Below are 13,353 nucleotides of genomic sequence, written 5' to 3'. Positions count from 1 at the left end.
TTGCTCGCACGCTTCCTACCCTGAGTCTGCCCGCAGAGTAACCGGGCGCGCAGCAGTCTCGGCGACGCGGGAGGATCATCCTGTGGAACTCACTCTGCTCGGCACCGGAACCCCCGAAGGCCTGCCCCGCCCCGGCTGCCCCTGTGCGGCCTGCGCCGTCTCCGTCGGCGCGCGCTCGCGCGCCGCCACGGCCGTCCTCGTCGACGGGGCGCTGCTGCTGGACCTGACCCCCGGGGCGGTGCTGGCGGGTGCCCGGGCCGGGCATTCACTGGCCGGTGTGCGGCAGGTGCTGCTGACCCACCCGCACGACGGGCCCGCGGTCGAGCTGCCGCCCGGGCTGCCGGCCGCCGGGCGGGTGCCGGACGGGCGGGAGCTCGCGGTGATCTCCGGGCACCGGGTGCGGGCGGTGCCGATGGACGCGCCGGGCACCGGGTACGAGGTGACCGGCCCGGACGGCGCCCGGCTGCTGTACCTGCCGCCGGGCGGGGCCCCGGCCGGGCTAGCCGACCGGGCCGGGCAGCGCCCGTACGACATGGTCCTCATGGACGTGCTGGGCCGGCCCGAGGCACTGGCGCGGCTGCGGGCGAGCGGCGCCGTCGGCCCTGCGACGGACGTGATCGCCGTCCACCTGGACCACGACGCCCCGCCGGGCCGGGAGCTGGAGCGCCGGTGCGCGGCGGCCGGGGCCCGGGCGGTGCCGGACGGGACGACCGTGATCGTCGGGGAGTACCGCGCGGTGCCTGACCTGCCGCGCCGGACGCTGGTGCTGGGCGGGGCCCGCTCCGGCAAGTCCGTGGAGGCGGAGCGACGGCTGGAGTCCTTCCCGGAGGTGGTCTACGTGGCCACCGGCGGCACCCGGGACGGCGACGCGGAATGGGCCCAGCGGATCGGCCTGCACCGGGAGCGCCGGCCGGGGAGCTGGCGGACGGTGGAGACGTGCGAGCTGGTTCCGCTGCTGGCCGCCGACGGGCCTCCGCTGCTGATCGACTGCCTGGCGCTGTGGTTGACGGACGCGATGGACCGGGCCGGGGCGTGGGACGACGCGGTGTGGGCCGAGGGCGGACAGCAGCAGCTCGCCGGGCGGACCGCCGAGCTGGTGGCGGCCGTGCGTGCGACCCGCCGTCCGGTGGTGTTGGTCAGCAACGAGGTCGGCTCGGGCGTCGTCCCGGCGACCGCCGCGGGCCGCCGCTTCCGCGACGAGCTGGGCCGGCTGAACGCGGCCGTCGCGGGCGAGTGCGAGCACGTGCTCCTCGTCGTCGCGGGCCTGGTGACCGTACTCAAGGAATAGCTCGAGGAACAGCCCGGGAAATAGCCCGAGGAACAGCCCGGGAAGGCATCGGAGTGGCAGGGCGACGAGGAGTCCGACGGCCGCTCGCCGTAGGCCTGAGGGAGGGCCTTACCGGCTGTACTCTCTGGCAGATGAGCACGCTGAATCTCGACGACTTCTCCGATCTGATCGAGCGCCCCGACGGGGGCGTCCGGCGTGACGCCGAGGAACGCCGTGAGCGCCTCGCCGTCCCGCCCGGCGCGCTGGGCCGGCTCGACGAACTCGCCGAGTGGCTCGCCGCCGCGCAGGGTCGGGTTCCGGTCAAACCGATCGAGCGCCCCCGCGTGGTGCTGTTCGCCGCCGACCACGGGATCGCCGCCGAGGGCGTCTCCGCCCGGGCCGCGTCCACCGGCCACGAACTGGTGCGGGCCGTCCTCGACGGGGCCAGTCCCGTGGCCGTCCTGGCCGGCCGGCTCGGCGCCACCATACGGATCGTCGACGCAGGGCTCGACTGCGACCCCGAGCTGCTCCCCGCGGACGTGGTCGGGCACCGGATCCGGCGCGGCAGCGGCCGGATCGACGTGGAGGACGCGCTGACGGCCGAGGAGGCCGAGGCCGCGGTGCGGCTCGGGATGCGGATCGCCGACGAGGAGGCCGACTCCGGCACGGACCTGGTCGTCCTCGGTGACCTGAGCGTGGGCGGGACCACCGTCGCCGCGACCCTCGTCGCCGCCCTGTGCGGCACCGACGCCTCGGTGGTCACCGGCCGCGGCGGCCTGCCCATCGACGACCTGGCCTGGATGCGCAAGTGCGCGGCGATCCGCGACGCGCTGCGCCGGGCCCGCCCGGTCCTGGGCGACCAGGTGGCGCTGCTGGCCGCGGTCGGCGGTGCGGACGTGGCCGCCATCACCGGATTCCTCCTCCAGTGTGCGGTGCGCCGTACTCCGGTCATCCTTGACGGTGTCGTTTCGGCGGCGTGCGGGCTGGTGGCCCAGCGGGCCGCGTTCCGGGCTCCGGACTGGTGGCTGGCCGGACAGGCCAGCGGCGAGCCGGGTCAGGCCAAGGCACTTGACCGAATGGCGCTCAACCCCGTGCTCGATCACGGCGTCACAGTAGGTGAAGGTACCGGGGCGTTGCTGGCCCTTCCCCTCGTCCAGGCGGCCGCCGCACTCGCGGCGGAACTCCCGGAGCGGGTGGTGGAGGAGCCGACGGAATGAGCCGCCGGGGGCCCCGGTCCTGACCAGGCCGGGGCCCCCGACCGCGCAATCACGGACAGCTACGCCCCATATGATCGCTTTTTATGGGAGAGGTCCGTTTGACCAGCGCAGAGACCGACCGCACCGCCGCACCGGTGACCGGTCCGTCAGCCGGTAGGAAAGAGACCGGCGGCGACCCCGCCGGCAGGGCGGCGGGGAGCGGCCGGGAGACCGGCCGGGGGAGCGCCCGTTCGCGGCACGGCGCCGCGTTCGCGGTGTGGTACCTGCGCGCCGTCACCTTCATCAACTTCCTCAGCGCGGTGTGGGTTTCGCTCGGGCAGGACCTCAGGCGCCACAACATCGAGGACTTCTACACCCCGTACATGCTCACCGCGGGGTTCGCCTCCGGGCTGTTCACGCTGCTGCTCGCCGTCACCCTCGGCCGCCGCAAGCGGGCCTCCTGGATCCTCAACCTCGTCCTCAGCGGCCTCCTGGCGCTCCTGCTCGCCTATGCGCTCTCCACGCACGAGGAGATCCGCGAGCACCCGCAGAACTGGGTCTCCCTGGTCCTGACCGCCGCCTTCACGGGGGCCCTGCTGCTGGGCCGCCACGAGTTCTACGCCAAGGGCGACCGCTCCAACCCCGCGCTCGCCAGCGCCGTCGCCGCCGTCGGCCTGCTGCTCACCTCGCTGGTCGCGGCCCTGCTGGTCGGCGCCACCAACACCTCCCCGCTCAGCGCCGAGGCCTCCTTCCCGGAGCGCTGGTGGTACGGCGTGATGCGGCTGATCACCCTGACCCCCGGCGAGCGGGCCTCCGAGGCGATCGTCACGCCCGGCTGGGTGGACGTCTTCATCAACGTCATGTCGATGCTGCTGCTGCTCGCCGTGCTGTTCGCCGCCTTCCGCTCGCGCCGCGCCGTCGACCCGATCAGCGAGGAGGACGAGGAGCGGCTGCGGGCCCTGCTGGCCCGCCAGGGCGACCGCGACTCGCTCGGCTACTTCGCGCTGCGCCGCGAGAAGTCCGTCATCTGGTCCCCCACCGGCAAGGCCGCCGTCACCTACCGCGTCGTCGGCGGGGTCTCCCTGGCCTCCGGCGACCCGATCGGCGACCCCGAGGCCTGGCCGGGCGCCATCGATCCGTGGCTGGCCGAGGCCCGCGAGCACGGCTGGGTGCCGGCCGTGATGGGGGCGAGCGAGGAGGCCGGGCAGATCTACGCCCGGCACGGCCTGGACGCCCTCGAACTCGGTGACGAGGCGATCGTCGAGACCGCCGACTTCACCCTGGAGGGCCGCGCCATGCGGACCGTCCGGCAGGCCTTCAACCGCGTCAAGCGGGCCGGGTACACCGTCCGCATCCGCCGCCACGACGACATCCCGGCCGACGAGATGGCCGAGTTGGTGCGCCGCGCCGACGACTGGCGGGACGGCGCCACCGAGCGCGGCTTCTCCATGGCGCTGGGCCGGCTGGGCGACCCCGCCGACGGCCAGTGCGTGATGCTGGAGTGCACCGACGGCAACGGTCAGCTGCGGGCCGTGCTGTCCTTCGTACCGTGGGGGCCCAAGGGTCTGTCGCTGGACCTGATGCGTCGCGACCGGGACTCCGAGAACGGCCTGATGGAGTTCATGGTCATCGAACTCCTCGAACGCTCCAAGGAGATCGGGGTCACCCAGGTCTCCCTCAACTTCGCGATGTTCCGGTCCGTCTTCGAGCGCGGCTCCCGCCTCGGCGCCGGTCCGGTGCTGCGGATGTGGCGCTCGCTGCTCAGCTTCTTCTCCCGCTGGTGGCAGATCGAGTCCCTCTACCGGGCCAACGCCAAATACCGGCCGATCTGGGAACCGCGGTTCATGCTCTTCGAGAAGAGTTCGGACCTGCTGCGGATCGGTGTCGCGGCCGGCCGGGCCGAGGGCTTCCTGGAGGCCCCCGGCCTTCCGAAGTGGCTGCACCGCAGACACCTGGAGACCCGCCGTTGACAGCGTGGAGCACCTCCTCATTCCGGCGGTTCGCCCGCCGTGAGTGGGGACCCCTGTTCTGGACCGTCCGGGACGCGCTCGTGCGCGACAAGTGGCGGGCGATCCCGATGACCATCGGCGCGGTCTGTCTGACCTCGGTCTTCCAGATCGTGCAGAACACCTCCTGGGGGTTCCAGCCGGTCCAGGACCTCGGGTCGGTCAAAGCCGCCGACCCGCTCGGGCTGGCCCTCGTACGGACCCCGCTGTCCCTGTTCGTCCCCGCCCTGGACCTGCCGGTGTGGGGGGCGCTCGCGCAGATCCTGCTCGTCTTCGGCATCGCCGAGATCTGCATCGGCTGGTGGCGCACCCTGCTGATCGGCTACGTAGCCACCCTCGCCGGGACCACGTACGCGCGGATCGGGCTCGCGCTCGGGCCGGAGCATCCCCTCGGTCTGCCGGTGTCCGACCGGATCGTCAACGACACCGGGCCCTCGGCGGCGGTGGTGGGGCTGGCCATCTACGTCTGTTGGCGCTACCGGGCGTACCTGACCGGCGCCCTGGTGATCCTGGCGATGATCGGCGAGGTGCTGGTCAAGGACAACCTGGCGGGCAAGGAGCACCTGGCGGCCATCACCGCCGTCATGGCGGTGTGCGTGGTGCGGGCGCGCTGGGGTCCGGTGCGGTCCCGCGTCGCGCTGGGGCCCCAACCTCCGCCGTAGGGGGCACCGGCGGATGAGGCCGTACCGTATCCGGGTGACGACAGACCTCGGGCGGTTCGCCCCCACCCGGCAGTGGATGCGGGCCCATCCGCTCGCCACCGACGCCGTGCTGGCGTTCGGGGCGTTCGTCGCCATGGTCGTCGGCTCCTTCGCCGATCCGCACGGGCCGCACGGACCCACCTTCGGGACGCGCACCCCGGAACCGTTCTCGCTGCTGCTGATGCTGCTCGGCGCGGCCGCCCTGGTGTTCCGGCGCCGGCAGCCGCGCGCCGTGCTCGCCGTGACCTGCGGGCTGTCCCTGCTGGAGCTGACCACCGGGGAGCCGCGGGCGCCCGTCGCCATGTGCGCGGTGATCGCCCTCTACACGGTGGCCGCCCACACCGACCGGCCGACGACCTGGCGGATCGGGCTGCTCACCATGGCGGGGCTGACGGGCGTGGCCATGCTCGCCGGGCCGCTGCCCTGGTACGCGCAGGAGAACATCGGGATCTTCGCCTGGACCGGGATGGCCGCGGCGGCCGGGGACGCCGTGCGCAGCCGGCGGGCCTTCGTCGACGCCATCCGGGAACGGGCCGAGCGCGCCGAGCGGACCCGTGACGAGGAGGCCAGGCGGCGGGTCGCCGAGGAGCGGCTGCGGATCGCCCGGGACCTGCACGACGTGGTGGCCCATCACATCGCCCTGGTCAACGTGCAGGCGGGAGTGGCCGCGCACGTCATGGACAAGCGCCCGGACCAGGCCAAGGAGGCGCTGGCGCACGTACGGGACGCCAGCCGGTCGGCGCTGAACGAACTGCGGGCCACGGTCGGGCTGCTGCGGCAGTCCGGCGACCCGGAGGCACCGACGGAGCCCGCGCCGGGGCTCGGCGTCCTGGACGAGCTGGTGGACACCTTCCGGCACGCCGGGCTGCCGGTGGAGGTCATCGTCCAGGTGGACGGCGAGCCGGGGGTGCTGCCGGCGGCGGTGGACCTGGCGGCGTACCGGGTGATCCAGGAGGCGCTGACGAACGTCCGCAAGCACGCGGGCCCGGGGGCGAAGGCGGAGGTCAGCGTGGTGCGGGTCGGGCCGTCGGTGGAGGTGACCGTCCTCGACGACGGCGGCGAGGGTGCCGATCCGGCCCCGGAGCCGGCCGATCCGGGCGGTGGCCACGGCCTCCTCGGCATGCGCGAGCGCACCGGTGCCCTGGGCGGCTCCTGCTTCGCGGGCCCCCGCTACGGCGGCGGCTACCGCGTCCACGCCATCCTCCCCCTGGGGTAGCCACCCCTTCCGGCCCCGGCCGCTTCCAGCCTCGGCACGGCCACTTCCAGCCTCGCCGGCGTTTGAGCAGGGGGCACCTCCCAGCGGTAGCTGGGGGAGGGTCCGGGCGGAGCCCGGTGCCCGGCGGAGCCGGGTTTCCTGGGGCTCCGCCCCAGACCCCGCGCCTCAAACGCCGGCGTGGCTGGGTTTGGTGCCGGCGAGGCTATTGGCAGACCTGGCGCCACGCGTCCAAGTCGTACCGCTTCTGGAGCGAGCTCAGCTTCGCCGCACGGGCGCGCGGGCACCAGCGGTTCAGCTTGCCCTCGTACTCCACGTGGAACACCGCCTTGCCCGCGTCGATGAACGGCACGTACCGGTCGCACTCCTCGTACTCCATGCACTGCTCGTTGACCGCGAAGTCGAAGTCGCCCACCAGCTCCGGGATCTGGTCCAGGTCGTTCTTCAGCCCCACCGACATGCCCCGGTCGTGGACCAGCCGGGCGATCAGGCGGTTGTACTTCAGCTGGTCGTCCGCGGTCAGCGGGAAGCCGGACCGGTTGGCGTAGCCGTCCATGTTGTCGGGCTCCACGGCGTCGAAGCCCTTCGCCTTGCACATGTCGAACCGCTTGGCCATCAGCGGTTCCAGTTCCGCCAGGCGCCGGACGTCCAGCCAGCGTTCGCCGTCCCAGCCGTTGCCCTGGCCCAGCAGCGCCTTCGGGAAGGCTCCGGCGTCCGGCCGGAAGTCCTCCCAGGCACCGGTGGAGATGTAGCAGATGGTCTTGCGGCCGGCCTTCTTCAAGGTGGCCACCTGCTCCTTGGTGGTGTTGAATCCGTCGACGTCGTACACGGCCGCCTTCACCGAGGTGTCGAGCTTCCCGGTGAGCTGCCACTGCCAGCCGACCCCCGGCTTCGGCTGCCAGCGCTGCCCCGGCGGCGGGTCGGGCGACAGCCCGTCACGTTCCGGTTCCGGCTCGGCCGTGCACGCCGCGAGCAGCAGCAGGGGCACGGCCAGCAGCAGTGCGGCCTTCCTCATCCCGCCGCCTCCAGCGCGTACGGCAGGGTCCCCCAGGGGTGCGCGCCGCTGCCCGGGACGGCGCAGTGCACCCCGGCCCCGCGTTCGGTGGCGAGTTCCTCGGCGCGCCGGGCGGCGAACGGGCCCGGCGGGACGGCGTAGACGAGGTGACAGAACCGCGCGGCCGGGTGGTCGGCGGTCCACGGCGGTGCGGGCTCCGCGTCCCGGTAGGCGTCCCAGGGGCCCTCGAAGGTGACGAGCAGGTCGGCGAGTTCGGTGTACCCGGGGTGCGGGTGGACCCCGTGGTTGAGGACGAGGGTGCCGGCGCCCGCGGCCCGGGCGGCGACCGCGAGCCGCCCGTAGTGCGGGAGCAGTTCCGGGTCGGCGGAGGCCTGGTCGAGGAAGGCCCCGTCGGTGGCGTACCAGTCGCGGTGGCGCAGCAGGTCCTGCACCACCTCGGCGTGCGGGCGCCGCCCGTAGTCGGTGTCGGCGTACCCGAGGACGGGTACGCCGGCCTCGCGCAGGCGTTCGGCGACGACGGCGAACCGTTCGTCGCGGGCGGCGCCCGGTCCGCTGTCGGGGTTGAGGACCACCGAGTGCAGCCGGCCGGCGGAGCGGATGAGCCGCTCCCAGTCTTCCGGCCGGTCGGCGGGATGCTCGTAGAGGGGCACCAGCAGCATGGGGTCCTTCTTCTCGGACGGAGGGTGCGTCATCGGTGGGCGGTCGCGCGGCCGAGGAGCAGGCAGACCAGGGTGGCCAGTACGGCGGCGGCGGCGCCCGCCACCACCAGTTGGACCGCCCGGGGCTGGCCGAACCCGGTCAGCAGGGCCAGGCTCTGGGCGACGGCGGCCGAGGAGCAGACCACGGCCGCCGGCCGGACCGCCCCGAAGGACTGCAGGAGCAGCCCGGTCCACATGACGGCCCCGAGCAGCAGCAGGGTCGCGATCCGGACTCCGGTGAGGACGGGGGCGTCGGGCCAGAGCAGGCTGCCGACCAGGCCCAGGACCAACAGGACGGTCAGGTAGACGGCGAGGCACCGGGTCAGGGTGGCGAGCATCCTCCGGCGGAAGGCCCGGGGCGAGCGGGCCCCCTGGAGTCCGGAGAGGGTCCCGCTGCGGAACCGGTGGAGCAGCCATTCGGCCGGGCCCATGCTGAGGGTGAGGGCCACCGCCGAGGGGGCCGCGACCGACTCGGCGGGACCTCCGGCGAGGACCTCCCCGAGGGCGGCGTACAGCACGAGCAGGCCGGTGCCGAGGCCGAAGACCCCGAAGGGGACCGAGTCCCCGATCCTGGGTCCGCGGGGTGCGAAGTCCTCCTCGGCGCCGCGCAGCATCTGCCAGCGAACGGGGCCGTGGCAGGGCCGGCGGGCTGCGGAGGCACGGATCCGGCGCACGACGGACCGCAGCCCGGCGCGCAGCGGGAGTTCCCTGAGGGCCAGGGTGCAGGCGGCCAGCAGGGACACCGAGAGCAGGGCCACCCGGACCGGCACGGGCAGGTCGACGAAGAGCGCGAGCAGTGCTCCGGCGGCCATCGGGGCGAGCGCGACGAGCAGGACCCGTTCCCGGCCGAGGACCAGCAGGACGGTGGCGGCCCCGACGTAGAAGGCCTGTCCGGCTGCGAAGGCGTAGGAGAACGGGGGCCCGCCGGGCACCGCCAGTGCGGCGGCGGTGCCCAACAGGGCGCCGACGGGGGCTCCGACGAGCAGGGTCCGCCCGGCGGCGCGCCGGTCGCCGAGGCCGAGCCAGGAGTAGGCCCGGTGGGACAGGGTCTGGTCCCAGACCCAGCCGATGAGCGCGCCGGCGAGCAGGGTCAGGGTCCCGGCGGGCAGGCCGAGGCGGTCCTGGGGGCCTTCGAGCAGGGGCGCGCCGAGCAGGTAGGCGAGGCCGGGCAGGGCGAAGATCACCCCGCGCAGCAGGCAGGCGGTGAGGGAGACCTTCCAGGGGTCGGGGGCGGCGCCCGGCTCCGGGAAGGAGCGGGGCACCCGGGCGTAGAGCTCCTCGGCGAGCGCGAAGGAGTCGTGCCGGCCGTAGGTGAGCCGGATGTACTCGTCCGTCATGCCGTCGGATTCGAGGATGGCGGCGATCTCGTCGGGGTGGACGGCGGAGGCGATGAACACGTCGAGGCGCTCGGCGAGTTCGTCCATCGGGTCGGTGGCGGCGTCGGCGGCGGTGACGTCGGCGCCGGGGCCGTCGCGGCGCGGCCGGGGGATGGCCGGGAGCGTGTCGGCACCGGAACCGGGGCCGGAACCGGGCGGCTTGAGCCAGAGGGATCCGCTCACCACGGGCCCCCTTCCCCGGAGTCCTTCTGGGGATGCCCCATGGCGGCGAGTTCGCGGTACCAGGGATCGGCGAGCCGCTGGGTCCACGCGTCGCCCGCGTGCACGGGCAGGACGGGCTGGCCGGCGAGTTCGCGGTAGATGTGCCGGAAGCCGTCCACGGACTGGTGGAGGGTGAACTTCTCGACGACCCGCTCGCGGGACAGCCGGCCGAGTTCGGCCCGGCGTTCGTCGTCGCGGAGCAGGGCGAGGGTGGCGCGGGCCATGGTCTCGGGCTCGCGCGGCGGTACGACGAGGCCGGTGTCGCCGACGGCCTCGCGGACCCCGCCGACGTCGGTGGAGACGGTGGTGCGGCCGCAGGACATGGCCTCGATGATGCTGAAGGGGAAGCCCTCGCTGATGGAGGAGAGCATGACGACGCTGCCGGCCGCGTAGGCCCGGGCCACCTGCTCGATGCGGCCCTCGTAGGTGATCCCGTCGGTCACGCCGAGTTCGGCGGCGAGCTTCTCCAGGCGGAGCTTGTACTCCTCGCAGCCGGCCGGGACGGGCCCGAAGAGGCGCAGCCGCAGGGCGGGGAGCTCCTCGCGCATGAAGGCGTAGGCCCGGATGAGGGTTTCGAGGTCCTTGATCGGGTCGATGCGGCCGCACCAACTGAGGGTGGGCACGTCGGGTTCGGGGCCGGCATCGGGGAAGGCGTGCGGGTCGACGCCGTTGTAGACGGTGCGGATGCGGTCGGACTCCGCGCCCCCGCGCTCCTCCCAGCGGCGGTTGTACTGGTTGCACGGGGTGATCAGGTCGGCCTGCCGGTAGCCCTCGGTGTTGAGCTCGCGGTAAAAGCCGAGCATGAGGGCCTTGACGGGCCAGCGCTGGGCGGCGCTGCGGTAGCCGAGGTAGCGCTCGCGCAGGTAGATGCCGTGCTCGGTGAGCAGGAAGGGGACCCCGTCGAGGTACTTGGCGGCGAGGGCCGGGAGGGTGGCGAGGCCGCTGCTGACGGCGTGCGCGACGCTGTCGGGCGGGATCCGGACGCCGAGCGGGCGCAGCGCGTGTTCCAGCAGGTCGGTGGCAGTGAGCGCGTCGTGGATGGTGGGCTGGGCCTCGGCGGTGACGAGCCCGGACCGGGTCCATACGGTCATCAGCAGCCGCAGGACCGATTCGGAGCGCAGGGCCGGTGCGAGCTTTCCGGCCCGGGCGAGGACGGCCAGTTCGCGCAGGGCCTCGGAGAAGCTGTGCCGGGTGGGATCGGGCTCGGGGTCGAGCAGGGAGAGCAGGAAGCTCTCGTAGACCTCGGTGAAGCGGCGGTGGGCCCTGCCGCGCAGGGCCGACCGGCGGACGCGCGACGGGAGCGGCCCCCAGAGCGGGAAGGCGGTGTGCCGGTAGACGTTGCGGGGCAGTTCCCAGGTGACCGGCTCTCGTCCGGAGCCGGTCAGGGCTATGACGTTGAAGTCGACCTCCGGCATGCCTCGCACCAGTTGGTCGCACCAGGTGCTGACGCCCCCGTGGACGTGCGGATAGGTGCCTTCGGTGAGCATGGTGACGTGACGCCCATGACTCATGCGGTGTGTCCCCCCAGGACGGAAAAGGGGCCGGCGCCCGTGGGTTCGCGGAGCGCCGGCGCTAGGTGGTACTCGTGGTGCTCGTGACGGCTTGCGCGACGGTCAGCTGGGCAGCTTGAGCGTGACGGCGCTCTGGAGCGTCTCCGGACCGGTCCAGGCGGAGCGGGTACCGGCGTAGGCGGTACCGAAGTCGGCGGTGCCGAGCACCAGCTGCTTCTTGGTGCCGGTGGGTGCGGTCACCGGGGCGACGACCCCGGAGGGCGCCTTGATGGTGACGTCCTTGCCGATGCGGTAGGCGGTGACCTTGCCGTCCGCGAGGGCCTTGTCCCAGGCGGTGCGGCGCTGGAACTCGACGCCGGTGTCCTTCATGCTCTGGTTGACGATCGGCGCGCTGGGGGCGTACAGGGTCCGGTAGGTGTCGAGGACCTGGTTGAGCACGGGGTAGAGGGTCCGGTCCTCGGCGAGGTTGGACTGGTGGACGTAGTGCGGCCGCGGGTCGTTGGCCAGGACGTGCCGCAGGGCGGTGCGGGCCTCGGCCGGGACGATGGTGTCGAGGTAGCCGGTGTTGACGTTCAGCGGGGCCGGCAGGCAGGTGGAGGTCGCCGGGTTGTCCTCGCAGACGCCGCTTCCGCCGTGGGCGCGGCTGGTGTAGATCCAGTTGTACTCGTCGGCCATCTCGGCGTTGGTGCCCGTGTTGTAGTACACGTTCATCGGGTGCCGGGGGACGGTGAGGGCCGCGCCGACCGCTCGCTGCGCCGGTTCGCGGGAGTTGTCGCTGCCGGCCCACTTGACCCCGTTGTCGGCGAGGGCGCCGGCCAGGTTGGGGTTGTCCACGGGCTGCTGCGGTGCGGTCTTGAGGCCGGAGTGCTCACCGGTGACCAGTTCGGTCCGGTCGGTGGTGATGCCCTTGGCGGCGGCCCAGTTGTTGTTGTCGCGGATCTGGGCGGAGATCTCGGCGCGGCTCATGTACTGGATCGCGCCGGCGGCGTTCTTCGTACAGGTCCACGGGGTGACTGCGGTGTTCTGGACGCAGCCGAGGAACGGGTGGGTGTAGGTGTGGTTCATCCAGCGGTACTTGGCGCGGTCGGCGACGAGCTGGGCGGTCATCGCGTCGACGCCGCCGTTCGCGGCCTTCCACTCCTCGCCGGCGCCGCCGTTGAAGAGCATGTCCAGCTTGAAGTTCTTGGACGTCTGCCACTGCGCCGCGTACACGGCGTCGGCGGCGCTCATCCGGATCGTGCTCTCCTTGCCCTCGCCGCCCGCACAGGCGTAGTCGCCCGGCGTGCAGTTCAGCTCCTTGTTCCAGCGGGCGTCGGGGGCGAAGACGTCGTCGACGTGGACCGCGAAGTAGCTGCGGCTCTGGCCGAGGTGCACCCCCTGGGTCAGCCAGTCGACGATGCCGCGGGCGAGCAGCCGGAACTGCTGCTGGTACTGGTTGTAGCCGAAGGTGACGACCAGTTCGCTGCGGCCGTCGTGCGCGTACTCGCCGACGAGCGAGGCCCGACCGGAGCCGACGGGCGCGTCGACGTAGCTGGTGTAGCCGGGGCGCGGCTTGCCCATGAAGCCGAAGCTCTCGGGGACCAGGGCCGAGTTGTCCTCGAAGGTGACCTGGCCGCCGAGGTAGGCGAAGGGGCCGGCCTTCCCGGCCGTGGTGACGGCGGCCTGGGTGCCGTCGAGCTGGCCGCTGTAGCCGCCGTTGTCGGTGTATTCCAGCCCGACGCCCGGGTGGGCCCAGGTGTAGGCGTCAACCTGGCGGATGCCGTACGTCGTCTCGTAGGCGGTGAGGGCGGCCATCTCGGCCGAGCCCTCGCCGAACGGGTTCTCGTTCGGCAGCACGACACCCTGGTACTTGGCGCGCGGGCGGCCGTCCACCGTGTCGCTGAGGAAGCCCGCGTTGATGACCGGGCGGCCGCTGCTGCCCAGCTGGACGCGGGTGTAGGGCACCCCCGTGTCGCGGAGTTCCGCGGTGATCGCCTCGACCGAGCTGCCGCCGTCGTCGACGACCAGCACCTTCAGGTCGATGCGCGGCGTCACGGCCGCCTGGGCGGTCGAGGCGGGTACTGCTACGGACACCAGGGCGGCTGCCGCCATCATGGCGGCGACCCTGTTCATCCGATTCTTGTTGACCATATTCGGCCTTTCCCCCCG

The 13,353-nt window shown here is 73.2% G+C and carries 10 protein-coding genes; 5 read left to right on the top strand and 5 right to left on the bottom strand.

Annotated features, from left to right (window positions below):
* Window positions 1-82 precede the first annotated feature (82 nt).
* From OG386_RS30470 to OG386_RS30450, 5 genes are all read left to right on the top strand, one after another.
* Entirely contained in the window at window positions 83-1,288 is a 1,206-nt protein-coding gene (locus OG386_RS30470) for a bifunctional adenosylcobinamide kinase/adenosylcobinamide-phosphate guanylyltransferase (RefSeq protein WP_328790763.1), read from the top strand.
* A 131-nt stretch (window positions 1,289-1,419) separates the two neighbouring features.
* Complete coding sequence (gene cobT / locus OG386_RS30465; protein ID WP_328790762.1) at window positions 1,420-2,484, top strand: nicotinate-nucleotide--dimethylbenzimidazole phosphoribosyltransferase; 1,065 nt, start codon at window positions 1,420-1,422, stop codon at window positions 2,482-2,484.
* Window positions 2,485-2,567: 83 nt separating this feature from the next.
* A complete protein-coding gene (locus tag OG386_RS30460; RefSeq protein ID WP_328790761.1) occupies window positions 2,568-4,433 on the top strand; it encodes a phosphatidylglycerol lysyltransferase domain-containing protein in 1,866 nt (621 codons plus the stop codon).
* On the top strand, window positions 4,430-5,131 hold the full coding sequence (locus tag OG386_RS30455) for a hypothetical protein (protein WP_328790760.1): 702 nt from the start codon (window positions 4,430-4,432) through the stop codon (window positions 5,129-5,131). The genes OG386_RS30460 and OG386_RS30455 overlap by 4 nt, the downstream gene beginning before the upstream one ends.
* 13 nt (window positions 5,132-5,144) lie before the next feature.
* Window positions 5,145-6,386: a sensor histidine kinase gene (locus tag OG386_RS30450; RefSeq protein ID WP_388622787.1), complete on the top strand. Its 1,242-nt coding sequence runs from the start codon at window positions 5,145-5,147 to the stop codon at window positions 6,384-6,386.
* 202 nt (window positions 6,387-6,588) lie between these two features.
* Here the strand turns inward: OG386_RS30450 and OG386_RS30445 are convergent, their stop codons facing one another.
* The 5 genes from OG386_RS30445 to OG386_RS30425 form a co-directional block, all read right to left on the bottom strand.
* Complete coding sequence (locus OG386_RS30445) at window positions 6,589-7,398, bottom strand: endo alpha-1,4 polygalactosaminidase (RefSeq protein ID WP_328790759.1); 810 nt, start codon at window positions 7,396-7,398, stop codon at window positions 6,589-6,591.
* Window positions 7,395-8,090 (bottom strand): spherulation-specific family 4 protein, encoded by a 696-nt coding sequence (locus tag OG386_RS30440; RefSeq protein ID WP_328790758.1) that lies wholly within the window; start codon window positions 8,088-8,090, stop codon window positions 7,395-7,397. The genes OG386_RS30445 and OG386_RS30440 overlap by 4 nt, the downstream gene beginning before the upstream one ends.
* Window positions 8,087-9,655, bottom strand: coding sequence for a hypothetical protein (locus OG386_RS30435; protein WP_328790757.1), 1,569 nt, complete (start codon window positions 9,653-9,655; stop codon window positions 8,087-8,089). Before OG386_RS30435 ends, OG386_RS30440 begins: the two co-directional genes overlap by 4 nt.
* On the bottom strand, window positions 9,652-11,205 hold the full coding sequence (gene pelF / locus OG386_RS30430; protein ID WP_328790756.1) for a GT4 family glycosyltransferase PelF: 1,554 nt from the start codon (window positions 11,203-11,205) through the stop codon (window positions 9,652-9,654). Before pelF ends, OG386_RS30435 begins: the two co-directional genes overlap by 4 nt.
* 102 nt (window positions 11,206-11,307) lie before the next feature.
* A complete protein-coding gene (locus OG386_RS30425) occupies window positions 11,308-13,335 on the bottom strand; it encodes a hypothetical protein (protein ID WP_328790755.1) in 2,028 nt (675 codons plus the stop codon).
* Window positions 13,336-13,353 lie beyond the last annotated feature (18 nt).

Origin of the sequence: Streptomyces sp. NBC_00273 (assembly GCF_036178145.1) — a bacterium.
Taxonomy (GTDB): Bacteria; Actinomycetota; Actinomycetes; order Streptomycetales; family Streptomycetaceae; genus Streptomyces.
Note: the sequence above shows the minus strand (reverse complement) of the source record. Positions and strands in the feature narration are given on the sequence as shown.

Coding starts and splice junctions, on each gene's coding strand:
- cobT (WP_328790762.1), top strand. CDS start 1,420: ATGAGCACGCTGAATCTCGACGACTTCTCCGATCTGATCGAGCGCCCC.
- OG386_RS30460 (WP_328790761.1), top strand. CDS start 2,568: ATGGGAGAGGTCCGTTTGACCAGCGCAGAGACCGACCGCACCGCCGCA.
- OG386_RS30450 (WP_388622787.1), top strand. CDS start 5,145: ATGAGGCCGTACCGTATCCGGGTGACGACAGACCTCGGGCGGTTCGCC.
- OG386_RS30445 (WP_328790759.1), bottom strand. CDS start 7,398: ATGAGGAAGGCCGCACTGCTGCTGGCCGTGCCCCTGCTGCTGCTCGCG.
- OG386_RS30440 (WP_328790758.1), bottom strand. CDS start 8,090: ATGACGCACCCTCCGTCCGAGAAGAAGGACCCCATGCTGCTGGTGCCC.
- pelF (WP_328790756.1), bottom strand. CDS start 11,205: ATGAGTCATGGGCGTCACGTCACCATGCTCACCGAAGGCACCTATCCG.
- OG386_RS30425 (WP_328790755.1), bottom strand. CDS start 13,335: ATGGTCAACAAGAATCGGATGAACAGGGTCGCCGCCATGATGGCGGCA.